Consider the following 22,660-nt stretch of genomic DNA (forward strand, 5'->3'; position numbering starts at 1 on the left):
TACTGAAGTCATGTTAAAATATTTCAACATGGCTTTTTTTATATCCTAACCTCTAGGCTGCTGTCTTCGGCGTCCCAACAGTCTCCCCTCTCTAAACGCTTCAGATAAAGCAACCGGTATTTCAGCTTCTGCTTGTATCACCTTCGCTTTAGCCTCCTGAATGCGCGCGATCATTTCCTGCTCCTGGGCTATAGCCATGGCTCTTCTCTTTTCAGCCTTTGCATTAGCTACGCTAAGATCTGCCTGTGCCTGATCTATCTGTAGTTTTGCTCCTATATTCTGACCTATATTGATATCTGCAATATCAATTGATAATATTTCAAAAGCAGTACCTGCATCTAATCCATTGGCTAATACCCTTTTAGAAATTTCTTCCGGCCTCTCCAATACTTCCAGATAACTGGCAGTGGCACCTATTCTGGAAATAATTCCCTGTCCCACTCTGGCCTGAATGGTGGCTTCACCAGCACCACCCACCAGGGTTTGAATGTTTGTTCTAACGGTAACCCTGGCCTCCGCTATCAGCTGAATACCATCAATAGAAACAGCTGTGATGGCCGGGACCACGATAATATACGGTGTAACCGACACCTGTACAGCCTGCAACACATCCCTACCAGCCAGATCGATAGCCGCGGCCTGCTTAAAGTTCATTTCAAGATTTGCCTTATCTGCAACAATCAAAGCTTTAATAACATTTTCCAGATTGCCATGAGCCAGATAGTGCGTCTCCAACTGACTGGTAGTCACATCCTTTATGCCTGCCTTCGTTGCCAGTATTAATGATCTGACGATGAGTTTAGGAGGCACCTTTCTGAACCTCATAAATACCATATCAAAGAGATTCACCTTTACTCCGGAAAAAGTAGCTGTAATCCAAAGGTCAATAGGGAAGATGAAAAACAATAACCACAGCCCAAACAGGATACTGCCAATAATAATTAAAGTAAAAGTGGTCATATAAGTAAATTCTTAAAACAGATACCTAATGTAATTGAAGTTATTTTACTTTTGGTTAAAAAAGTGAACTATATTGTTAAGTCTTAGTAAACTCGCTAAATAAATAATTATTTCAGTTTCTTTATTATTGCTCAACTGGTTTGAAAAAACGAAAACTAATTTTCCTAATTCTTCTAGTGGTATTAATCATTGGATTTATTATACCTCAGAATCTACAGATGCCAGTGCAAGGCGCCAGTAGTTCTGATTATAACTCTAAATCATTTTGGTATTATCCATGGGGCAAATCTGTTACCCATAAAGGAGTGGATATCTTTGCCAAAGATGGCACTAAAATTAATTCCTCAACTAAGGGATTAGTGCTATATTCTGGAGAGATTATGATGGGAGGAAAGACTGTTTTGGTGCTTGGCCCAAAATGGAGGGTTCACTATTATGCTCACCTCAAAGATATTAAAACAAGTATTTTTTCTTTAGTTGGTACACAAGATGAAATAGGAACAGTTGGTACAAGCGGAAATGCTAAAGGAAAATCTCCCCACTTACATTATTCCATTGTTACATTATTGCCATACATCTGGAGAATTGACGATGACAGGCAAGGATGGAAAAAAATGTTTTATTTGAACCCAATTGAGTATCTGCAATAATTCTTTAATGGCAGTGCCAAAATAACACTGCCACCTTAAAATGTTTACTTAGGCACATGCCTGGCCATAAACTTTTCAGAGTCTTTATTCCACTCATCAAGTAAGTCAGATCTCTTTTTGTTGAGTTCTTCATTAACGGCATTCACCTTATTTACCTGCGCATTGTAGTCCTTAAGCATGGAGTTATACTTATCAACATCTTCCTGCGTGCGATTTGCTGGCTTTTTAGCTTCTACGTATTTAGATATTTTCTCAAACTTCTCCTGAATCAACACCATATCCGAATACACCTCTAGCTTTTTATCGGATTCATCCTGGTAAAACCTCATCAGTTTGGCACCAATCAACTTAATGGCAGGATCTCCCTTATAGCTTCCGATTTCTTCAATCTGTTTGAGGCCTTCGGTAGAGAATGTATTTAAAGTATTTTTATCCTGTTCAAAAGCTCCAATATCGTCATCTTTATAGTCTCTGAGCACGTACATCTCTTGCTTATAGCTCTTAAAGAAGATGAGGTATATTTTATTATAATAATCCATGGTCTCAGATGCCTCCTCTATCTTCTGCGATTTTTTAGACTGCTCCCCTTCAACAAGATTAATATTATGCTTCTGCGCAAATACTGACTGAGCACTATCCAGCTCATCAAAAACGGCCGACAATTTCTCACCAGCCTCCTTCTTGGCTCTTAAATAAGCTTCCATAGCATCATAAGACTCTTCAGCTATTTTTTCAAGATCTACAATCTTTCCATAGTTTTCCTGCAGAATCAGCTGAGACATTGTGAGGTACTTCACAAGAGCATCACGGAGGGTAGCATCTCCTTCATAGGTACCCGCCTTTTTTATACTGTAACTTGCCTTTTTCATGGTAGCAATGAGTTCTTGCCTTCGTTTATCTACCTTCCGAGCATTTCTACCGTGTGCAGAAGCCTTTAGATAACTCCACGTATCATTTTGAATACTACCGTTCTCCTCTGCCAGTCTTGACATATATTCACCAGCACTTTCCTGAGCATTTACCTGAAAGGCTATAAATAAAAATACCAGAACATAAACATGTCTTGCGTTCATTATTTGTTAGTTTTTAAATTGATAAAGTCAGATAATATATTGAATGATTCCCAAACGTAAAGATCAGTTTCTACGTCATCTTTAGCTTCATTATAACGCCTCCGCAGTACTTCATCCAGCGAGACATCAAAGGCTGCAAATTCAGGGATTTTCACGTCAAATGAATTATGATAGTAGATGGCTCCGGCACTAGTCAATTGTACTATCCATTGATTAAGATTTTTGATATCTTCCTCATAATGACTCTCATCCAGCCTAATAGCAAACTGTCTTCCTTCTTTCAGATTCTCATTGAAGGCCAATATACTGTCATATGCTGGCAGAGCAGATAGTCTCATCGCGCTACTATCTTCTAGCTGTCTTAGAGAAAGATCAGCCCTTTCTACAGTTAAAGAGGTGAGTTTCCTCAATCGTAAATAATTCTTAAGCTCATTTTCCTTTATAATCAAATGCTTGAAAACATCTTCCATAGGAATGTCCGGAATTACACCTTCACCCTGATAGCTGTACCCTGTTACTCTATGCAATACTTCGCGCGTAACATTTACAAAGTGCTTGTTTCCTGTACCTATCACAGGCATAGTTTGCTGTGAAGTAGACTTACCATAAGTTTCAGAACCTACAATAATGGCTCGTCCGTAATCTTGCAAAGTACTAGCAAAAACCTCTGATGCTGAAGCACTTGCTTCATTCACTAATATTAGCAAAGGTCCATCATAAGCCATCCCTCGGGTAGGGTCTTTAACCTTGTTTACTTCACGATCTCTATTTTCCAAAGTGAAAAGTGGCCCCTCATTAATGAATAATCCGGACAAACGAATGGCCTCTTCAATGGCTCCTCCTCCATTAAATCGTAAATCCAAAATTAAACCCTCAATCTTCTCATCCCTCAGACTAATTAGCTCTTTGGCCATATCATCGGTAAGGCCTCTGATCCGCTGTCTATCATCCATAGCGGTATAGAATGAAGGAATAGCGATGTAGGCCATCTTTCTATTTTTTTCTAAAATCAGAGTATTTAAAGTATTATCATATTGCTCAATTACTCCTCTTTCTAACTTAATTTCTCGTTTTTCATTATCATGACTTAAACTCACAACAATGTTTTTATAAGAACTTTGAAGTAATGTAGCATTTAGCTCATCTACATCAATGCAATCTAGATTTATGACCTCTCCATCGGCAATAATTCTGAACACAATGTCCCCTTTTTTAATTTTTCCCTCAGCCCAAACTTGAGTACCAGGAATAGTCTCATCTACCTGCAGTTGATCCAGCATATTCCAATCTAAAGTAAAACCATACCCGAGCACTTCTGTACTTAAGTCAAAATTAAAGAGCTCTTTATCGTCTGGACTTAAATAAAGTGAATGAGGATCATAGGATAAGGCAATGGCCATGAGGTAATCTGAAAAGAGCTTTTCCTCCAGACCTTTATCTGGTGATTTCAACTGCTCATATTCACACAAAATTCCTTCTTTAGCTGCTTCAAATAAGGCATGATCAGATAACTTCTGTAGAGGATCATTATTCAGCTTCGCCTGTAAATATTGTTGCTTGATATTAATATCTATCACTTCATTTATATCAGCACTTCGCTCATGATTGGTAGGTATGCTAAACGTGGCTTTATCAAATCTGGACACATCAGCCAGCTGTAGATTTTTGATATGAATTATAATATCAGACAGTCTTTTATCATAAGCATTCAAAATCTCATTAAACGGGTAGCAATCATCAGCCAGGATGGCCTCATCCAGCTGATCCTTCAGGTGCCCCAACTTCATAATATCATGCGATGAAAAGACCACTTCATCCGGATCTAAATTCTGAATAAAAAGCTCGAAAATATCCTGTGATAGGCGATCATCCAGCGTTCTAGGCTGGTAATGATTAGCTTCAAATGTTTTCACCACCTTACCGGGAAGGGTACACTTATCCTGCGCTTGCAGAAAATAAGGAATGAAGAGAGTAAAGAATAATAAAATTCGCTTCGAGATCAACAAAACGTGAGATTTAAAACCAAAACATAGACAACGGGCCGCAACTAACTCAATTATAAGTAAAAAAATAAATTATAGAGGAATTATTTCATTAATTTAACCAGGCTGGCTCATAATTAAAATAGCTCTCCCCCATTTTATGCCGATAAAATTCATGTTCAAATTCTTCAGTGTGCTAATCATAGCCCTTATTCATTTGATATGGTGTTATTTCACGGACTATCATCTTTCATTATGGATTGCGAGTAATACCCAAAATGTAGACCTACTCACTAGTGCCTTTGATCATTTACACTTGAATACATGGAACTCTATTTATAGCGGGCCTAATAATTCCTTGCATATAATAAAGACCATTATCATTGCCTTAGGCACGGGTTCTTTCACCTATTTTACTATTAATAGAATTTATATTGGTAAAAAAACTGAGTGGTTTGTAGTAATTGGATTAGTATTCCTATGGTTTGGAAAAATACCTATTCCTGTAGAAGAATCGACATTTATAGCTACCTATAGTGCTTTGTTGGTTTGGTAATATAAACTATGCCATCTGCATAACCGTCAAAGCTACTAATACCGCTACTGTAGAAGAACTAAGAAGTAATATGGTCACGATTCTTTTAGAGCCCTGTCGTTTCGCCATGCGAATAATGGAAAAAATAAGGCTAAAAACCAGAATCAGAATTAGTGGTATAGTGATCAATTCTGCCATTGAATTGAACAAAATTGAATGAATCTGATAATATGAAAATGATACCAGAACAGCAAAAAAGACAACTGTCAATGCCAGTATCGTCATTAATGATCTTTCAAATTTCTGTGTATTCATTATTTATTGACGGGTTAAAACCGTATTGATTGAATTCAATATATAAAAAAAACCGCACCAATAAAATTGATGCGGCTCTCCTTAAGATATTTAATACCTAATTAAGCAGTTGCTTTTGCATAGTTTGCTTCCACTGCTTTCCAGTCTAGTACATTCCAGAATGCGCTGATGTAATCAGGTCTTTTGTTTTGGTATTTTAGGTAGTAAGCATGCTCCCAAACGTCAAGTCCTAAGATAGGAGTTCCTTGCTGCTCAGCTACATCCATCAAAGGATTGTCCTGATTTGGAGTAGATGATACTGCTAGCTCACCGCTTGCATCTACTGATAGCCATGCCCAGCCTGATCCAAATCTTGTAGATGCTGCGTTAGCAAACTCTTCTTTGAAAGCCTCAAGGCTACCAAATTTCTTATCAATAGCTTCTTTCAAAGCTCCGCTTGGTGCTGTAGCCGGAGATGGAGATAGGATGTTCCAGAACAATGAATGGTTGAAGTGACCACCACCATTGTTTCTTACCCCTCCACCAAACTTGCTTACATTTTTCATTAAATCTTCTAAAGACTTTCCTTCAGCATCAGTTCCTTCTACTGCTGCATTAAGTTTAGCCACATAACCACCATGGTGCTTAGAATGGTGGATTTCCATAGTTTGTGCGTCTATATTGGCGTCCAATGCATCATATGCATATGGTAATGCCGGTAATTCGAATGCCATAATTACAATCTTTTTATGTTTTACAATGTTATAACTTATCAAAGGCAAGCATTTTCAGTATTATGCTTGCTTCATATAGACAAAATTATTTAATTTGAATAATTAAACAAGTAATCACTTGGAAAAATATTTAAATTTAGACGCATATCATCTGAACCAGGCTCAGCAGCAGATCCTCATCTCGCTTAAGCTCAATGGACCGCAAACCGCGGCCGCGTTGGCTAAAGAGCTGAAGATCACCAATGAAGGTGCTAGGCTGCACTTATTGAAACTGGCTGAGAGCAATCTGGTAATCGCTGAGCAGGAGTCTAAAGGTGTAGGTCGTCCTACTTCCATTTTTAAAATTACCGACAGAGGTTCCATTCTTTTCCCGGATGCGCACGCTGACCTTACCGTGCAGCTGCTGCACACCATTAAAGAAGAGCTGGGAACTGAAGCGCTGAACAAGCTGATCTCTGCCCGAGAAAAGGATTTTACCAAAAAGTATAACAGCGCCATGCAACATGAGAAATCACTGGAGCAGAAGCTAAACACACTGGTAAACATGAGAACTCAGGAAGGATATATGGCCACCTGGGAGAAAAATGCCGATGAATATTTACTGGTAGAAAACCACTGCCCTATCTGCTCTGCGGCTAAAGAATGTGAAGGCCTCTGCCGGGCAGAACTGAATAACTTTAAAAATGTGCTTGGCGATCAGGTAAATATTGAAAGAGCCGAACACATTGTGAAAGGCGACAGACGCTGTGCCTACCGAATAAAGCCTAAAAGTCAGAATTAGTTACAAAAGCAATTTTCTTACTATCGGGCGACCAGCTCGGCACATTCATGGTTCCCTGTCCACCATAGATATAGCCAATCACCTTGGGTTCGCCACCTTCATAAGGCATTAAGCGCAGTAAACAGTGTTTATAAAAAGGATGATCTCCCGGATCTATGTCTTTAGGAAAAGAAATGAAAACAATCCACTTTTTGTCCGGGCTAATATGTGGAAACCAGTCATTATATTCATCAAAAGTGAGCTGTGTTTGGTTCTTGCCATCGGCATCCATTCTGTATAATTGCATGCGCCCACTTCTGGCTGAGTTAAAAAAAATGTACTTGCCATCAGGGCTGTATTCCGAGCCATCATCCAGCGTTTTATAGTTGGTCAATTGAGTTTCTTTGCCTGATGAAACTTCTACCTTATAAAGATCAAATTGCCCCTTTCTCTCCCCCGTGAAGAGCATGAATTTCTTATCCGGTGACCAGCCATGAAAGTAAGAGGCACCCAGCCCAAGTTTAGTAACTCTTTGAGGTGTAGAGTCTCCCTTTACCGGTAGATGATAAATAGTAGAAGCCCCTTTATTTTCCTCCGCATGATGGCTGATACCAATCTCTTGGCCATCAAAAGTGAGGACGTGATCATTATTGTTATTGGTGGCAAAGCCTGTATTTAACAGTGAAATAGAATTATCTTCCAGATGATATTTATACAATCTACCCTTACTGTTATAGATCAAGTCTTCACCATCTATTGTCCAGTTCGGAGCCTGGATAGAATGTGCCGAGGAATATAATATTTGTCTGGATCCAGTTTCTACATCCATCACCTCCAAATGACTGCCGATGTAGTCTTTATAAGCCGTCCACCCTTCTTCTACGGGTTTAACAATTCTCACATTTCTAAATACCGCTGTTTCCACAATTTCAGGATCGTGAGAGCATACATATAACCCTACATAAACCTCTTTATCCAGGCTCACATCGGTTAGCTCCACTACCTGCAACTCTTTACCAAACTGAGCGGTAGACATAATGAACTTGCCGCCTCTCCTTTCTAACTGAATCACCTGAGGCATAGTATCCGGAGATTTTACTTCATCCGTTTCACCATCTGTAGTTTTTCTGTATTGTAAAGAAGTGAGTCCATCTCCATGAACAGCTGCATTTACCTGAGGAGTATTCCCGGCCAGGTCATTCTTTATTATCCATCCGGCTTTTCTATGCTCATTCACACCACTTCCCATAAAAGAAACTTCAGCCCGAAGTATAAAATCACCCTGCAAAGTGGTCCATAAGAAATGAAATTCATCATGATCTCCCCACATATTAGTGCCAGAGCCACCGATGGTATAAGTCTGATCCTTAGCATTATAACTAGCAAAACCATGATTCTTCACGGCACCGACATCTCCATGAGCATCAAAAAGGCCTATTTTATTTTGGGCAGTAGCCCAGGAAGTTGCGAACAGGAAAAGGGTGATCAGGTAGAGTTTCATGATTGAAAGATTTTTTATAAACAGTAGTGTTTAAATTTAATCCTTCAATCATGAATAAACTAATCTAAAGATAAGTTAACTGGCCTTTCTGTAGTTAAGAATAGCCCACGCATTAAATACAATGGCAAAACCCGCTACCACCAAAAGCTGAAAGCCGATATCAGCCAATCCACTTCCTTTCAACACTACCAATCTCATCACCTCAATAAAATAGGTTAACGGATTGGCGTGTGCAATGACCTGCGCCCACTCTGGCATACTCTCAATAGGCGTAAACAGCCCGCTCAGCAGATTGAAGATCATGATAAAGAAAAACGACAATGACATGGCCTGCTGCTGTGTGGAAGAGTAAGTAGAAATCAATAACCCAAGTCCTAAAACGGCCACCAGATATACAAACAAGAATAAGTATAACACGGCAATATTGCCTAAAGGCACTATTCCATAGACCAGCCAGGCGATCAACAGACCTAAGCTAAATACCACAAAACCAATAACTAAAAATGGTATTAGCTTACCTAAAATAAAATGATGCTTCCTCACCGGAGTAACATTGATCTGCTCAATGGTGCCTATCTCCTTTTCCTTCACAATATTCAGAGAACACATAATAGTTCCCACCATGGTAACCAGAAAAACCAGGATTCCTGGAACCATAAAGAACTTATAATTCATCAATGGATTATACCAGTTGATAGTTTCCACACCGATAGTGGTTGCCTGACTAAATCTGCCCGGCTGGCTCCAGTCAAGCCGGATTTCATTGTTGAAATCGCGAATGATATTGTTCAAATAGCCACTGCCCACCAGAGCTTTGGTGCCGTTGATGGCATTGGCCGCCAGAAACAGCTGCTCTTTGTTATCGCGAATAAGGTTTTTCTCAAAATGCGGTGGAATCTCCAGCACAATATCGGCATCATCGGTCTCCACCAAATCCAGCGCCTGAACGTAAGTAGCCGTTTCTTCGGCCAGCTCAAAATACCCTGACGATAATATCTTATCTGTTATCTGATGCGAATAGTCAGAATGATCATGATCTACCACCGCTAGCTGAATGTGCTTCACTTCATAATCGGCCGCCTGAGGTAAGATGAGCAACTGCATTAAAGGAGCCACCAGAATCATGCGTAAAATGGCAGGGTCTCTGAAGATCTGCCTGAATTCCTTTTGTAGTAAGAATCTTAATATCCTCATGACAATCTGATTTTGAATTTTTTAATACTTAGCAACAATAGAAAAACAGTCATACCTACCAGTATCAGGGTTTCCTTCCAGAGATCGGCTATGCCCAGCCCTTTGATCATGATAGACTTCACTATGATGTAAAACCACCTGGATGGCACCACATTGGAAACCACCTGCAACGCTACCGGCATATTTTCTACCGGAAACATAAACCCACTGAGTAAGAGCGTGGGTAGCATGGTGGCCATGAGCGACCCAAACATGGCCGTTTGCTGCGAATCTGAAATAATTGAAATCAGTAGCCCTAAAGCCAATGAAGTAAGAATAAACAACAGGCTTTCAGCATAAAGCAAAAAAATGCTGCCTCTCACACCCAGCCCCAGAAACACCCAACTGAGCACCAGAATGGAGGTCACATTCACCAAAGCGATGACCAGATAAGGAATAAATTTTGACACGATAACCATCAACGGCTTAAATGGTGAAACCAGCAATATTTCCATAGTCCCCATTTCCTTTTCCTTTACAATGGCAATGGCCGTCATCATTACACAAACCAACATCATGATCATGGCCATCATGCCAGGAATAAAAGTATATTCACCCTTTAACTGCGGATTATAAAGCATTCTCTGATCTGGTATGATCTGATAGGGCACGGATGAATTCTTCATCAAATCCAGTTGGTAGTCACTAATTATGGAAGTGAGATAATTACTGATTGTATTTGCCGTATTGATGTCGGAAGCATCGGTAATCACCTGAATATGAGCCGAATTCAAATGTTTCAGGTCTCCTGAAAAGTTCTCAGGAAACACGAGTGCCGCTTTAATTTCACCTCTTTTAAAAACATCTTCCAGCTCCTTTTCAGAAGATAAGTTGATGGCAATATCAAAATAATCGCTGGCCGCTACTTTGTCTACAATCTCCTTAGTATCAGCATCTTTAGAGTAATCTATTACGGCCAATTTAGCATTTTTCACTTCTGTGCTTAGCGCAAAACCAAATAATACGATCTGAGCAATAGGAAGCCCAAACAGCATGAGTAATGTTTTTCTATCGCGAAAAACGTGATAGAATTCTTTTCTTATAAATGATAATAGCTGCTTCATTTTTCTTAATTAATCATCTCCTCTTTTTGCTCCACGTGCCAGCGTACGGAATACTTCGTCCATAGAGTCCGCGTTAAACTGCTTCTTCAAACCTGTGGGTGTGTCCAGCGCTTTAATATCACCATCTACCATGATGGAAATGCGATTACAATATTCTGACTCATCCATGTAGTGGGTAGTCACAAATATGGTGGTGCCTTTGGAGGCGGTTTCATAAATCAGGCTCCAGAACTGACGGCGGGTTACGGGGTCTACGCCACCGGTGGGCTCATCCAGGAACACTATTTTGGGTTCGTGAATAACGGCCACTGAAAAAGCCAGCTTCTGCCTCCACCCCAGAGGTAGTTCCTTCACCAGCTTTTTCGCCTCTTTTTCCAGATTAAGCTGATCAATCAACTGCTGACTTTTTTGCTTTATCTGCTGATTGGAAAGGCCGTAAATACCAGCATACAATCGAATATTTTCCAGCACCGTAAGGTCTTCGTAGAGGGAGAATTTCTGGCTCATATAACCAATATTTCTTTTTATTTCATTGCGCTGGTGGTAAACATCAAAGCCTGAAACTATGGCACTACCAGAGGTAGGAATAGAAAGGCCGCATAACATTCTCATGGCGGTGGTCTTGCCTGCTCCATTCGCGCCTAAAAAGCCAAAAACCTCGCCTTTATACACTTCGAATGTTAAAGCATTAGCTGCTGTGAAGTCACCGAATTTTTTGGTGAGCTGCTCCGTTTTAATTACTGCTTCTGCCATGGTTATTGGGTTTTTAAAAGTTGAATGAAACAATCTTCAATACCTGCATCTATCTTTTTGATTTCAATATCATGATGCCCCTTATCTTCCAGGAATTTTTGTAAGCCCTGCTCCGGCTGCGCTGCTTCGTCTTTAAAGGTGAGGTGCACATATTCGCCAAAAGCATAGCTGCTGCCAGTGTTTTCATATTGCTCCAAATCCTGAAGCAGCTGGTATTTGGCATTGGGGCTATTGTCTATCTCTGACTTTACCGCATACAGTATTCCCTGGTACGATTTCGAAATATTATCAGGTGTATCAATAGACAAGATCTTACCGTTTTGTATCAGGGCAATTCTATCGCAGAGGTTAGCTTCATCCATATAGGGTGTAGAAACTAATATGCTGATGCCCTGTGCTTTTAACTTTTTCAGCATTTCCCAAAACTCTTTCCTTGAGACGGCATCCACACCTGTAGTTGGCTCATCCAAAAACAGTACGGAAGGCTTATGAATAAGCGCACAACACAGTGCCAGCTTCTGTTTCATACCCCCCGAGAGCTTGCCTGCCCTTCTATTTTTAAAAGGCTCCAGCTGCTTGTAAATATCCTCCACCAAATGATAGTTCTGCTCTATGGTAGTATTAAATACCGTAGCGAAAAAATTAAGATTCTCTTCAATGGTAAGATCCTGATAGAGAGAGAATTTACCGGGCATGTAACCCACACGCTTTCTTATCTCCTTATAGTCTTTTACCACATCATACTCATCTACAGAAGCCTGCCCGTCATCTGCCAGCACCAGGGTGGTAAGCACGTGGAAAATACTGGTTTTCCCGGCACCATCCGGCCCAATCAACCCGAATAACTCCCCACGATCTATTTCAAAAGACGCCTGATCCACCGCAGTGACTGTGCCTTTTTCATAGGTGAGGGTAATATCCTTTAAGACTATACTTTTCATAGTCCTTTAATCTTTCTGCGTACCTGGAAGATTCACGCCACCGTACATGCCTATTTTAAGGTATCCGTCATTTTTCACCTTCACCTTCACAGCGTAAACCAAATTGGCCCTTTCCTCTTTTGTCTGAATGGTCTTTGGAGTAAACTCCGCCTTATCGCTGATCCAGGTGATCTCCCCTTTATACTGTCTGTAATCATCTTCATCCTTATCGATAAACACATCCACCTGCTGATTTAATTTAATTTGGCTCAACTGAGTACCTGAAACATAGGCCCTTAGAAAAAGTGAGCTGATGTCTGCTATTCTATATAGCGGCTTGCCTGAGTTGACCACTTCCTTTTCTTCTGCGTAAGTAGTAAGCACTGTACCATTCACCGGATTGATCAGTCTGCATTTTTCCAGTTGGTCATCCATCTGATCAATCTGCACCTGCAATGGATTTGCCTGAGCATTAATACTTTCCGTAGTAATGTTGAGCGAAGATCGCTGTGCATGGATCTGTTTTTTCAGCACATCCACTCTGGAGTTTGCATCATCTAGCTGTTGCTCAGTAGCGGCGTTTTCTTTAGCCATGTTAGCTATTCGCTTCTGGTCTTTAATGGCAGCTTCTAATTGTATCTGTAATGATGCCAACTGCGCACTAACATCCGGTCTTTGAGCCAGAGCGGTTTGTATTTGAGCTTCCAACTGCTTCTTTTTAAGATATAGCTGGGTACTATCTACATATCCAATGTACTGATTAGCCTTCAACTTCATTCCTTCTTCCACAGTAAACTTTTCCAGCACACCATTGGCTTCCGCCGAAATAACGGTTTCCGTAGCCTCAAAAGAGCCCGATGCATCAAATTCTGTATCGTTATTAGCACAAGAACCAAGCAGTAATGTAGCTGTGATTGCAAATAAAAAATATCCTTTCATTGGTATTAAAATTAATTTCCTGATGTTGTTTTAAAGTCGTATTGAGCTTGTAAAAGCTGTATTTCGTGTAGCACCTTATTCTGACGTGCCTTGTCAGCTGCATTGGCTTGCTGCAAAAAGTCCGTTACCGTAATGGCTCCATTTTGCAACTGCACCTCAGCGGTATGCGCCACCTCCTGTCTGAGTTCAATGATGGTATCATCAGAGGCAATGAAGTTTTCAAGCTTTTCTATTTCAGCATCCTTCTGCTGCAGGTTGAGCTGAGTATTAAAAAGAAATGCATGTTTCTGAGTATCAGTCACCTCGCTTTGAATTGTGAGGAGCTGTCTTTTATTAGAAGAGGTGTAAAAATTAGTAAGATTCCACGTGAGCTTAAGCCCTCCTAAATAGTAGGATGAAAAGTCTGGCGAAAGCATATTTACCGGAGAAGGACTACCGAAACCACCCTGAAAGAAGAGGCCGAACTTAGGCAGATTATTAGCCGAAATAAGGTCATTTTGAATCAATAGGCTTTCCTGCTGAGTTTTATAAACCGCCAACTCCGGACGCTGAATTTCAAATGAATTATTTAAAGGCTGTGGCTTCACTAAATGAACTGTGGAGTCCAGCGGCATGGCAATAAAAAGTGCGAGCATATCAGCATAACCTTTTTTATTGGCAAGCAACTCAATGATCTTCTGATCTACCTCCAGTAGCTCCGCCTTCAGCTCCGAGCCACTACTCTTCAGCGACATACCATTTTTTATACCCGAATTAGTTCTGTCTAATGCCGAGCGGATGTCACTCCGTAAAATACCGGTTTGTGATATCTGCTCATCGATAAGCAGTATCCCGAAATAAAGCTGGTTAACGCGCTCCTTCAATTTATACAGCTCTACTTCCAGATTTTGAGCGTCCATGGCCGATTTTACTTCTTCCGATTTCTTATTCAACGAAACCGTTTTTAAATCCGTAAGTGGCTGATAAACTTCCGCATAGATCTTATACTGATCTTTATTCAAGGTAGGAATATCTGCTCCTGGTGCGCTAATAGGAATCTGAGTTACCTCAGATTGATAAGTAGCCTGCCCGTTTACCGATACCTGTGGCAAATATCCTTTAGCCGCATTCTCAACGGTGTACTCTTCCGTTTTTGCCAGCAGTTCTCGCTGTTTGGTTAGCGGATAATTCTTTTCCGCCAAGTCATAGCATTCGGCCAGGGTCAAAGTACTTGCCTGACCATAGCTTAACATTGGGGCCATCAGCATAATGCAGGTGTACCATAGCAAAATGGCCTTGTTTGTATTATTGTTTGATTTCATAATTAAATTAATGATTTAATCATTTGATTAAATTTAGTGCAAAAAATTTTTATTTTAAATCCAATTATTAAAATTTATTGGCCATTTTCCTTATGCTATCTGTGTTGACCAATAAATTTGTTATTTCATATTAAACATACGAGTCATCCACACTGGAATGAGCTCTTTACGCTCTCCAACCAGTTTTTCAAATTCGTCATCTTCCAAACCAATAACTCTTTTTAAAATGGGCGCTCCTAAAAATGGAAACAGGATTAAACCAATGCAGTTGGCCATCACATGCATCTGGTGAGTAGCATCCATTTTACCATTTTCAATCTCTTCAACCAGCTGCTTTTTAAGGAAAGAGTTACGAGGATCCACACCTTGCTTCATCTTACTAAAAAAATCACTCTGCGGATTTCTACCCTCATTAATAATGAATAACGGCAAATCAGGATTATTCTTAATCAGATCGAAATATTCAGTAGTCATTCTACCAAACTTTTCTTCCAAGGTAGTGGTCTCATCATTCACCACCAGCGCCATTCGCGAAAAGAATTCACCCATGCTTTCCATAATAATCATATTAAAAAGCATCTCTTTACTGCGATAGTAGTAATTTAGCAAAGCCAGGTTTAAGCCTGCCTCCTCGGCAATGTCTCTGGTCTTAGTAGCAGCAAACCCCTTCTGCATGAATAACTTACGTGCTGCTTCTTTGATTTTTAATTCTGTTGTAAGATCCTTCTTTTTTGCCATAACAGGCCAAAGGTAATAGATTTAATCAAATGATTAAAACAAAGAACTAGAAATATCTTTACGAATTTCTTTTATGTAACTTTTGAGTTACATATATTTACGTAACCCAAAAGTTACATAATATGAAAAAGGAGATTATTCAAACCTGGCACTTTCCACATCCGCCCGAAGTCATATGGGAATACCTTACTACCCCGGAACTACTGGCGCAGTGGTTGATGAAAAATGATTTTAAAGCTGAAGTGGGCCATAAGTTTCAGTTCAATGCCGAACCCAGAGTTAAAGTCGGTTTCGATGGCATTATCTATTGTGAAGTTTTGAAAATAATTCCTAACCAATTTCTATCTTACTCCTGGAAAGGTGGTCCTGGCAAAGGCAAAATAACGCTTGATTCCGTGGTAAGCTGGACCTTAACCGCTAAAGATGGAGGCACCGAACTACTTCTTGAACATAAAGGCTTTAAGGGCGTAGGCAATTTTATTACTTACCTTATCATGAACAAGGGCTGGGCCGTTAAGGTAAAAGGAAGATTAACCGATCTTTTAAAAACCATAGACCATGAAGCGTAGTATAACGGACCCTTTCCATGCCATTTCAGACCCAAGTCGCAGGGAAATGCTTATGCTGCTTTCTAAAGACAGTATGAGCATCAATAGCCTGGCCAATAACTTCGACATGAGTAGGCCAGCAGTTTCAAAGCATATTAAAGTACTGTACTCATCTGGCTTTATTTCCATTGAAGATATTGGCAGAGAGCGATATTGCATCCTTAATCAGGAAGGATTCACACAACTCCAGGAATGGATCAATTACTTTGACGAGTTCTGGAATAGCAAGCTTAAAAAGCTGGAAATTTTATTACAACAAAAATCAAAAGACCAAAAATAAATATGCAATCAATAGAATTACTTTCTGTTCCCGTAACAGACCAACAACGAGCCAAGGAGTTTTACCTTAAGATGGGACTTGAATTAGTAACAGAAGCTCCTTTTCAGAACGATCAACTATGGATACAACTCAAATTTCCTAATGGGGGTCCGGATATCACCCTGGTAAACTGGTTTGAAAAAATGCCAGCTGGCAGCTTACAGGCCGTAGTGATAAAAACGGATGACATAGTTAGCGATGTGGAAGCCTTAAATGGTAAAGGCATTGAAACAGGAACCATTGATGACACCCCCTGGGGTAAATTTGCTTCTGTTAAAGATCCTGATGGCAACTCATGGAGCCTACATCAGGGTTAAATAAAATGACAACAAAAAAGGTGACAGCTTCACAGCTATCACCTTCCTTGTTTGTTTTGTATAGGTTTTAATTACTTCTATTGCACCGCCTCTAACAACTTCACACCAGTGTCTCCCAAATGCTTAGTTAAAATCTTCTTATAAGAAACACTATTGGTATAACCACCATTAGCAGAAAAGAATTCCTCCATCAATGGTTGCCAATCGCTATTCATAGGCATAATAAATCCGAACTGCTCTGATGATTTATCACCTACAGGATGACGCTTCAATGGCTTTCTATGTGCCACTGCATCAAGATAGAAGGCTAAATCAAGATACGAAAAAGATTTTGGATCTTGTAATACTTTTTCTTCGGCCTCTAAACTGGAAGAAACATAAGCTATTTTCATAGCCGAAAAATATTGCTGCTTGATCGTCAATAATCTCTTCTCATTCAAAGTACCTTTTGCCGTATAAGCCGTTAAGCCAGCAAAAGTTGTAGAAATGTTGCTCAGGTTAGTCAACGTAGGCACATTAGGCTGAGTGATAAGAATAGCATTGTTCGTGATGAACGGAGGGCTATACTTTAACACCTTTTTTCTAGCATCAGTAATAGTAATATTACCTAAGCCAAATACACCACCTGAGCTGGCTTTTACCTTATCAAACATGCCGCTAAAACTGGCTCCATCTCCCACATATTTTGCAGTTAGATTTACGCCTTTAGTTTTATTTACATAGTCTACAAAGTCTTTCATAATGTCGATACAAATACCAGTAAGATGTCCTGACTGATCTTTGTATACAAATCCCGGAGTTTCCACATAGGCCAATGATATTGTTCCTGCTCCAGATGCTTTTACCTGTTTAAAGGTATCTCCTTTGTACTGGGCCTGCACCGCAGAACTCAATACTAAAAGAACGACCAAAAGGCCGATTTCACGTAGGTTCAAAATTCGTTTCATAGGTAGAGTTGTAAGTAAAATAAACAGCCATATTAATTAATAAGGTCTTACAAACCTACTTTTTAGCGATGAAAACGATTTAAAGAGGGTTGAACCTCAAAATATACCTACCCCACCTAATTTTATCACCATTTTAGAGTTTCCTTATTTAAAAATGAAGCTATCCCTTTCTTGCAATCGTCGCTACCTCTGGCCTTGGCATTTTTTTCAGCCGCATAGTCCAATCCTTCTCTTAATTCCATCTCTTGCACTTCGGCAATCATCTGCTTAGTGAGCCCCATAGAATGGCCACTATTTTTAGTGATCAGCAGCTCGCAAAAGGCCTCCACTTCAGCATCTAAAGATTCTGCTGGTATCACTTTATTTAATAAGCCAAAGTCCTTAGCCTCCTCTGCTGAATACAGTTCACCCGTAAGCAATAATTCTTTACTTTTCATCTCGCCTATCTTCCTTAGCAAAAACACTTTTACTATGGCCGGGATAAAGCCAATCCTAACCTCAGTGTAACCAAACTTAGCTTCAGGAACCGCAAAAGTAAAATCACATACAGCTGCTAGCCCACAACCACCGGCTATAGCGTGACCCTGCACTTTAGCTATAACTACTTTTTTAAGCGTATATATCTGGTAGAAAAGCTCCTTGAGGTGATTAGAATCATTTAGATTTTCCGTGTAGGTATTATTTTGCAACTGCTGAATATAGGCCAAATCTGCTCCGGCACAGAAAGCTTTGCCCTCAGCACCCAGCACGATCACTTTAACTTCAGCATCTTCATCAGCCATTTTAAATGCCTTTTTCAATTCAGTTACTACGTCATAACTTAAAGCATTCCTTTTCTCTGGGCGGTTAAGAATGATATTCCCTACCCTACCAGACTTTTCATATTTTATAAATTCCATTTTACAGTATTATTTCAAGAGCTCCATTTTGCTTTACAGAATAATAATCAAGACCGAGTTCGTCCGCATCTTTTATCATTTCCGTATGCTTTCTATTACTTAAAGAGCCGTCTAGCACTAATTGTTTATAATCAAAATTATCAATTAGCCACTGTAAACCAAGGTTAAAGTCTCTACCAATTACAACATAATCAACATTAAGTCTTTTTGGCGTGCTGGTCTTTCCGTCTAGTTTCTTGTTAAGAATCAAAAAAGTGTGTTGATCCCAGCTTATCATTTCAAGATTAGCATGTTTACGATACCCACTTTCTAATCTGCTGGGTTCCAATTTATGATGAAATATCTGATTGCCTGATGTATGAAAATTAACCTCTGAAGGATTTAACAAACTGTCCCTGTAAACACATAGCGCATTGCCTTGCATAAAATCTATGGCTGTTCCTTCCTTAATATGGTAAACAAATACTTTTGACTGCTGTGCCTGATGAATCAGCACTATTCTCACCACACCAAACGCCAAAGCCATAAATAACCCGAAGCGAGCATATTTTAGCTTTTTAAAGTGAAAGAAGAGCAATACACTCAATATAATTACAATTAACAGAAGTACCTCAACCCCAGATAATTGTATATTTTGAATCTGCGAAAAGGGCCATTTTTTCATACTTAAAAGCGCTGCATTTAAACCAAACACAAGCCAATAGGTAGCCTGCCCCACCAGAGCAGCTACAGCAGACCACCAACTTACGGCCAAAATTAAAAGCGTACCACTTAGTATAAGAAATGCGGCTGGAATAACTATTAAATTAGAAAGGAAGAAGTACGAAGGAAACTGATGAAAATAATATAAACCTAAAGGAAAAGTAGCCAGTTGTGCGGCGAGAGAAACTGCGGTTATACCCCAGATCTTATCGACCAGCCAACTATCTGGAAGGTATAGATTGTAGAGCCTTGGTTGCAAATACACTATACCTAACACTGCCAGATATGACAATTGAAAACCCACCGTAAATAAAAGAAATGGATTAAATAGCAACAGAAAAAACGCCGATGCAGCCAGTGAATTATAAATATTGGTCTGCCTTTTCATGGCATTGCCTAGAATAATGAAGGTAAACATAGTGACAGTTCTAAGCACAGAGGCTGAAAAACCTGTGACCATAGCATAACTCCAAAGCACCAGCAAACTGATAACTGCAAGAATCCATTTACCAGCTTTATAATGCTGTAATTTCCCCAGCAGGGTAAGAAGAATAAGATAAATAATACCCACATGCAATCCCGACACTGCCAACACATGCATGGCCCCTGAAGCAGCATAAGCTTCTTTCACCTCGTTATCAATATCATCCTTTAGCCCCAAAGCCAGCGCTCTGACGATAGCACGCTCTCTATCTCCCACCACATATAATTTTAGCTGCTCATCAGCCCATGTTCTAATATCGTAGCTGTATTTCAGAAAGAAGTTGGGAACCTGTTGATTTATCAACCAGTAGCTGCCTCTTTCCACAAAGCTTTGATGGTAAATATTCTGATAGGCAAGAAACTGTTTATAGTTAAACGCATGTGGATTTTTAGGACCTTCAACTATATGAGGTCTGCCTTTGATCAAAAGCCTATCTCCATAGTGAAGTAAAGTGTCCTTTCGGAGATATAGCAAAATGGTAGCCTCACCCGCCTGCCAACCATGATCGGTTCTATATTGAAGCAGCTCAGCTTCGTATTGAAAAGTATTTGTTTTCTCTTCCGCAGGGCCATTGATTTGAACGGTGTAATAGCTGATATCATTTTGATTATGAAGCAGATGATCAGCATTCAGACTTTCATTATACATGACCACAGTTAACCAACCCAGAAAAAAGGTAGCACTAAAACCAGTCAGAGCCTGCCATTGATGATAATAAAAGAAGTTCTTACGGATAGTGACATTTAAAATAATATATAGCCCCATGGATAGCAGCACAAAAAGAAAGATAAGCTCTCTATCCAGATCAGTGGCATAAATACCAAAAAGTATCCCGATGATGAAGCTGATAGTTAGTCTGACGAAAGCATAGGGTATCCACTGGAGCATACCTTAAGTTAGCACCTGTGATGAGCAGAATATTAGCAATATCGCCCTATTTCTGACACGGGTATAATTAAAAGTGCAGCTTCATACCTTCATGCGAAGCCACAAAGCCAATGGACTCATAAAACTTTAACGCTTCCGGCCTTCTTTTATCGGTAGTGAGCTGAAGCAGATGCGCTCCTTTTTGCTTTGATCGGACAATAGCATAATCGAACATTTTGCGGCCTATACCCATTCCCCTGTGTGTTGATTTTACCCTCACAGCCTCAATTTGAGCTCTGAGGCCTCCTTTATAGGTGAGGTATTGAAGAAAGCTGAGTTGGAAGGTGCCTATAATTTCACCTTCCAGCTCAGCTACATATAATTCTTGATTGGTATCGGATTGAATTTTCTCAAAGGCACTAATATATATTTCATCTAGCTCCCCTGAGAAAGATTCACGCTGAGCTCCAAGTTCATCCTGAAAAAGAAGTTGCACAATGTCATGTAAGTCCTTCCTTTCAGCCTGCCTGTAGCTCAAATCCATTACTTCACCATTTTTTGGTGCTCAATGTCGCATTCCATAAATCGCTCACCCTCAGGCTTAAAGCTGAACTTTTCGTACAAGGGCATCGCCGTTATTTGTGCGTTGAGGTAAACCTTTTTACCACTTGTTTCTGGGATTGTGGCCACATGATCTAACACTGCTTGCATCAGGCAACTACCCACTCCTTTTCCTCTAAAAGGCTTTCTCACCGCAAATCTTTCCAGCTTCACACCATCAGTAGTTTGCCTCCAACGGGCCGCTCCACAAGGCTCTCCGTCATACCGGGCTATAAAGTGATATGATGTCTCTTCAAATTCGTCATACTCTTCATCGCTCGGCACATTTTGTTCATCTATAAAAACCTCTTGTCTTATAGCATACGCCTGATTAAGCGTCTCTTTGTCTTCTATCAACTCCGCTTTTAGCATTCTCTTCTTTCTTTTCGTAGGCATCATATGCCGAAATAATACTCTTAACTATTTTATGACGAACCACATCCTTGCCGTCAAGCGCTACAAACCCAATTCCTTCGATATCCTTAAGTACTCTCACAGACTCTATGAGCCCGGACTTTTGCTTCTTAGGCAAATCTATTTGAGATGTATCACCAGTGATGATCACCTTAGAATTAGGGCCCATCCTGGTAAGAAACATCTTGATCTGCATAGGTGTGGTATTCTGAGCTTCATCCAAAAGTATGAAGGCATTATTCAGCGTTCTACCACGCATGTAGGCTAATGGCGCAATTTCGATGACATTATTCTCCATGTAGTACTTCAGCTTTTCTGAAGGCACCATATCAAACAGCGCATCATAAATTGGCCTTAAGTAAGGATCTAGTTTTTCTTTCAAGTCACCTGGTAAGAACCCGAGGGTCTCCCCTGCCTCCACAGCCGGTCTGGTAATGATGATTTTCTTTACCTGCTTATTTTTTAAAGCCTTCACGGCTAATGCCACAGATATATAAGTTTTACCGGTACCGGCAGGTCCTAAAGCAAATACTAAATCATTATTCTTAACGGCATATACCAGCTTTTGCTGATTTAAGGTCTTAGGTTTTATAATGAAGCCTTTAGTACCATAAATGAGCACTTCATCTTCGTCTGGAAGCTTGTCTTCAGCCTCCTTGGTGAGGTAAGTCTGAACGTTCTCTTCCGTAACTTTTCCATACTTATGATAGTGGGCTATGAGCGAATTGAGGATATCATTGATTTGAAGAATTTCTGTAGTACTTCCTTTTATTCTGATCTCATTTCCTCTTGAAACAATCTTGCTTTTTGGGAAAGCTGAAGCAACTTCAGTGATGTTTCTATTTTGTACTCCCAGGAAATCTATGAGGGAGATGTTTTCCAGCGTAATGACTTTTTCTACCAAATGCTAATTAATTTTAAATCGAATTTTTAATGGTTAAATTTTACGTAATTTTGCCCTATACAAAAATACACAATAACAATTGTCGTTCAAAACAGGTTGTTTACAATTAATTATTGTTAAAAATAACATAACCTACAGAATACTAAAAACCCTTATGCTTTT

The 22,660-nt window shown here is 39.9% G+C and carries 24 protein-coding genes; 6 read left to right on the forward strand and 18 right to left on the reverse strand.

All coding sequences use genetic code 11. The features are described from left to right. Positions 1-45: 45 nt before the first annotated feature. Positions 46-960, reverse strand: coding sequence for a flotillin-like protein FloA (gene floA, locus LVD16_RS24410; RefSeq protein WP_233770923.1), 915 nt, complete (start codon positions 958-960; stop codon positions 46-48). A 140-nt stretch (positions 961-1,100) separates the two neighbouring features. On the opposite strand from floA, the gene LVD16_RS24415 reads away from it, so the two are divergent. Beyond that, complete coding sequence (locus LVD16_RS24415; RefSeq protein ID WP_233770924.1) at positions 1,101-1,610, forward strand: M23 family metallopeptidase; 510 nt, start codon at positions 1,101-1,103, stop codon at positions 1,608-1,610. A gap of 44 nt (positions 1,611-1,654) precedes the next feature. Here the strand turns inward: LVD16_RS24415 and LVD16_RS24420 are convergent, their stop codons facing one another. Both LVD16_RS24420 and LVD16_RS24425 read right to left on the reverse strand, forming a co-directional pair. After that, positions 1,655-2,683, reverse strand: a complete 1,029-nt coding sequence (locus LVD16_RS24420) for an LIC11966 family surface protein (protein WP_233770925.1) — start codon at positions 2,681-2,683, stop codon at positions 1,655-1,657. Continuing rightward, positions 2,683-4,686, reverse strand: coding sequence for a S41 family peptidase (locus LVD16_RS24425; protein WP_233770926.1), 2,004 nt, complete (start codon positions 4,684-4,686; stop codon positions 2,683-2,685). Before LVD16_RS24425 ends, LVD16_RS24420 begins: the two co-directional genes overlap by 1 nt. A gap of 154 nt (positions 4,687-4,840) precedes the next feature. Here LVD16_RS24425 and LVD16_RS24430 point away from each other — a divergent pair, with 154 nt between their 5' ends. Beyond that, positions 4,841-5,221 carry a hypothetical protein gene (locus LVD16_RS24430; protein ID WP_233770927.1) on the forward strand — a complete coding sequence of 127 codons (381 nt, stop codon included), beginning with the start codon at positions 4,841-4,843 and terminating at the stop codon, positions 5,219-5,221. A gap of 395 nt (positions 5,222-5,616) precedes the next feature. Here the strand turns inward: LVD16_RS24430 and LVD16_RS24435 are convergent, their stop codons facing one another. Continuing rightward, entirely contained in the window at positions 5,617-6,228 is a 612-nt protein-coding gene (locus LVD16_RS24435; protein WP_233770928.1) for a superoxide dismutase, read from the reverse strand. A 118-nt stretch (positions 6,229-6,346) separates the two neighbouring features. Here LVD16_RS24435 and LVD16_RS24440 point away from each other — a divergent pair, with 118 nt between their 5' ends. Next, on the forward strand, positions 6,347-7,009 hold the full coding sequence (locus LVD16_RS24440; RefSeq protein ID WP_233770929.1) for a helix-turn-helix transcriptional regulator: 663 nt from the start codon (positions 6,347-6,349) through the stop codon (positions 7,007-7,009). Here LVD16_RS24440 and LVD16_RS24445 read toward each other — a convergent pair. From LVD16_RS24445 to LVD16_RS24480, 8 genes are all read right to left on the reverse strand, one after another. Next, positions 6,993-8,489 carry a TolB family protein gene (locus tag LVD16_RS24445; protein ID WP_233770930.1) on the reverse strand — a complete coding sequence of 499 codons (1,497 nt, stop codon included), beginning with the start codon at positions 8,487-8,489 and terminating at the stop codon, positions 6,993-6,995. The two genes, LVD16_RS24440 and LVD16_RS24445, sit on opposite strands and share 17 nt — an antisense overlap. 75 nt (positions 8,490-8,564) lie before the next feature. Further along, positions 8,565-9,683: an ABC transporter permease gene (locus LVD16_RS24450; RefSeq protein ID WP_233770931.1), complete on the reverse strand. Its 1,119-nt coding sequence runs from the start codon at positions 9,681-9,683 to the stop codon at positions 8,565-8,567. Beyond that, positions 9,680-10,786 carry an ABC transporter permease gene (locus LVD16_RS24455; protein ID WP_233770932.1) on the reverse strand — a complete coding sequence of 369 codons (1,107 nt, stop codon included), beginning with the start codon at positions 10,784-10,786 and terminating at the stop codon, positions 9,680-9,682. The genes LVD16_RS24450 and LVD16_RS24455 overlap by 4 nt, the downstream gene beginning before the upstream one ends. A gap of 9 nt (positions 10,787-10,795) precedes the next feature. Continuing rightward, complete coding sequence (locus tag LVD16_RS24460) at positions 10,796-11,539, reverse strand: ABC transporter ATP-binding protein (RefSeq protein WP_233770933.1); 744 nt, start codon at positions 11,537-11,539, stop codon at positions 10,796-10,798. A gap of 2 nt (positions 11,540-11,541) precedes the next feature. Then, complete coding sequence (locus LVD16_RS24465) at positions 11,542-12,480, reverse strand: ABC transporter ATP-binding protein (protein WP_233770934.1); 939 nt, start codon at positions 12,478-12,480, stop codon at positions 11,542-11,544. 6 nt (positions 12,481-12,486) lie between these two features. Next, a complete protein-coding gene (locus LVD16_RS24470) occupies positions 12,487-13,398 on the reverse strand; it encodes an HlyD family secretion protein (RefSeq protein WP_233770935.1) in 912 nt (303 codons plus the stop codon). Between the two features lie 11 nt (positions 13,399-13,409). Then, positions 13,410-14,699 (reverse strand): TolC family protein, encoded by a 1,290-nt coding sequence (locus tag LVD16_RS24475; protein WP_233770936.1) that lies wholly within the window; start codon positions 14,697-14,699, stop codon positions 13,410-13,412. A 120-nt stretch (positions 14,700-14,819) separates the two neighbouring features. Further along, a complete protein-coding gene (locus LVD16_RS24480) occupies positions 14,820-15,437 on the reverse strand; it encodes a TetR/AcrR family transcriptional regulator (protein WP_233770937.1) in 618 nt (205 codons plus the stop codon). Positions 15,438-15,559: 122 nt separating this feature from the next. Between LVD16_RS24480 and LVD16_RS24485 the strand changes: the two genes are divergently transcribed. From LVD16_RS24485 to LVD16_RS24495, 3 genes are read left to right on the forward strand one after another with little or no spacing between them, the layout of a single operon-like run. After that, on the forward strand, positions 15,560-16,006 hold the full coding sequence (locus LVD16_RS24485) for an SRPBCC family protein (RefSeq protein WP_233770938.1): 447 nt from the start codon (positions 15,560-15,562) through the stop codon (positions 16,004-16,006). After that, positions 15,996-16,325, forward strand: coding sequence for an ArsR/SmtB family transcription factor (locus LVD16_RS24490; RefSeq protein ID WP_233770939.1), 330 nt, complete (start codon positions 15,996-15,998; stop codon positions 16,323-16,325). Before LVD16_RS24485 ends, LVD16_RS24490 begins: the two co-directional genes overlap by 11 nt. A gap of 2 nt (positions 16,326-16,327) precedes the next feature. Then, positions 16,328-16,681 (forward strand): VOC family protein, encoded by a 354-nt coding sequence (locus tag LVD16_RS24495; RefSeq protein ID WP_233770940.1) that lies wholly within the window; start codon positions 16,328-16,330, stop codon positions 16,679-16,681. 77 nt (positions 16,682-16,758) lie between these two features. On the opposite strand, the gene LVD16_RS24500 is transcribed toward LVD16_RS24495, so the two are convergent. The 6 genes from LVD16_RS24500 to LVD16_RS24525 all read right to left on the reverse strand — a co-directional run bounded on the left by LVD16_RS24500 (position 16,759) and on the right by LVD16_RS24525 (position 22,498). Further along, positions 16,759-17,628 carry a substrate-binding periplasmic protein gene (locus LVD16_RS24500; protein WP_233770941.1) on the reverse strand — a complete coding sequence of 290 codons (870 nt, stop codon included), beginning with the start codon at positions 17,626-17,628 and terminating at the stop codon, positions 16,759-16,761. Between the two features lie 125 nt (positions 17,629-17,753). After that, the gene (locus LVD16_RS24505; RefSeq protein ID WP_233770942.1) at positions 17,754-18,527 is read right to left on the reverse strand and encodes an enoyl-CoA hydratase/isomerase family protein; all 774 of its coding nucleotides are present in this window, start codon (positions 18,525-18,527) and stop codon (positions 17,754-17,756) included. Between the two features lies 1 nt (position 18,528). Continuing rightward, positions 18,529-20,601, reverse strand: coding sequence for a ComEC/Rec2 family competence protein (locus tag LVD16_RS24510; protein WP_233770943.1), 2,073 nt, complete (start codon positions 20,599-20,601; stop codon positions 18,529-18,531). 67 nt (positions 20,602-20,668) lie between these two features. Next, positions 20,669-21,124 (reverse strand): GNAT family N-acetyltransferase, encoded by a 456-nt coding sequence (locus LVD16_RS24515; protein WP_233770944.1) that lies wholly within the window; start codon positions 21,122-21,124, stop codon positions 20,669-20,671. Next, complete coding sequence (locus LVD16_RS24520) at positions 21,124-21,552, reverse strand: GNAT family N-acetyltransferase (protein ID WP_233770945.1); 429 nt, start codon at positions 21,550-21,552, stop codon at positions 21,124-21,126. The genes LVD16_RS24515 and LVD16_RS24520 overlap by 1 nt, the downstream gene beginning before the upstream one ends. Next, positions 21,512-22,498: a PhoH family protein gene (locus tag LVD16_RS24525; protein WP_233770946.1), complete on the reverse strand. Its 987-nt coding sequence runs from the start codon at positions 22,496-22,498 to the stop codon at positions 21,512-21,514. Before LVD16_RS24525 ends, LVD16_RS24520 begins: the two co-directional genes overlap by 41 nt. Positions 22,499-22,660: the final 162 nt, after the last annotated feature.

This window comes from Fulvivirga ligni (genome assembly GCF_021389935.1).
GTDB classification, from domain to species: domain Bacteria; phylum Bacteroidota; class Bacteroidia; order Cytophagales; family Cyclobacteriaceae; genus Fulvivirga; species Fulvivirga ligni.

Excerpts from the sequence above, each read along its gene's own strand:
- LVD16_RS24430 (WP_233770927.1), top strand. The coding sequence starts at position 4,841 with ATGTTCAAATTCTTCAGTGTGCTAATCATAGCCCTTATTCATTTGATA.
- LVD16_RS24505 (WP_233770942.1), bottom strand. The coding sequence starts at position 18,527 with ATGGAATTTATAAAATATGAAAAGTCTGGTAGGGTAGGGAATATCATT.
- LVD16_RS24485 (WP_233770938.1), top strand. The coding sequence starts at position 15,560 with ATGAAAAAGGAGATTATTCAAACCTGGCACTTTCCACATCCGCCCGAA.
- LVD16_RS24460 (WP_233770933.1), bottom strand. The coding sequence starts at position 11,539 with ATGGCAGAAGCAGTAATTAAAACGGAGCAGCTCACCAAAAAATTCGGT.
- LVD16_RS24480 (WP_233770937.1), bottom strand. The coding sequence starts at position 15,437 with ATGGCAAAAAAGAAGGATCTTACAACAGAATTAAAAATCAAAGAAGCA.
- LVD16_RS24475 (WP_233770936.1), bottom strand. The coding sequence starts at position 14,699 with ATGAAATCAAACAATAATACAAACAAGGCCATTTTGCTATGGTACACC.
- LVD16_RS24445 (WP_233770930.1), bottom strand. The coding sequence starts at position 8,489 with ATGAAACTCTACCTGATCACCCTTTTCCTGTTCGCAACTTCCTGGGCT.
- LVD16_RS24515 (WP_233770944.1), bottom strand. The coding sequence starts at position 21,124 with ATGGATTTGAGCTACAGGCAGGCTGAAAGGAAGGACTTACATGACATT.
- LVD16_RS24450 (WP_233770931.1), bottom strand. The coding sequence starts at position 9,683 with ATGAGGATATTAAGATTCTTACTACAAAAGGAATTCAGGCAGATCTTC.
- LVD16_RS24420 (WP_233770925.1), bottom strand. The coding sequence starts at position 2,683 with ATGAACGCAAGACATGTTTATGTTCTGGTATTTTTATTTATAGCCTTT.
- LVD16_RS24495 (WP_233770940.1), top strand. The coding sequence starts at position 16,328 with ATGCAATCAATAGAATTACTTTCTGTTCCCGTAACAGACCAACAACGA.
- LVD16_RS24455 (WP_233770932.1), bottom strand. The coding sequence starts at position 10,786 with ATGAAGCAGCTATTATCATTTATAAGAAAAGAATTCTATCACGTTTTT.
- LVD16_RS24520 (WP_233770945.1), bottom strand. The coding sequence starts at position 21,552 with ATGCTAAAAGCGGAGTTGATAGAAGACAAAGAGACGCTTAATCAGGCG.
- LVD16_RS24490 (WP_233770939.1), top strand. The coding sequence starts at position 15,996 with ATGAAGCGTAGTATAACGGACCCTTTCCATGCCATTTCAGACCCAAGT.
- floA (WP_233770923.1), bottom strand. The coding sequence starts at position 960 with ATGACCACTTTTACTTTAATTATTATTGGCAGTATCCTGTTTGGGCTG.
- LVD16_RS24470 (WP_233770935.1), bottom strand. The coding sequence starts at position 13,398 with ATGAAAGGATATTTTTTATTTGCAATCACAGCTACATTACTGCTTGGT.
- LVD16_RS24510 (WP_233770943.1), bottom strand. The coding sequence starts at position 20,601 with ATGCTCCAGTGGATACCCTATGCTTTCGTCAGACTAACTATCAGCTTC.
- LVD16_RS24465 (WP_233770934.1), bottom strand. The coding sequence starts at position 12,480 with ATGAAAAGTATAGTCTTAAAGGATATTACCCTCACCTATGAAAAAGGC.
- LVD16_RS24500 (WP_233770941.1), bottom strand. The coding sequence starts at position 17,628 with ATGAAACGAATTTTGAACCTACGTGAAATCGGCCTTTTGGTCGTTCTT.
- LVD16_RS24435 (WP_233770928.1), bottom strand. The coding sequence starts at position 6,228 with ATGGCATTCGAATTACCGGCATTACCATATGCATATGATGCATTGGAC.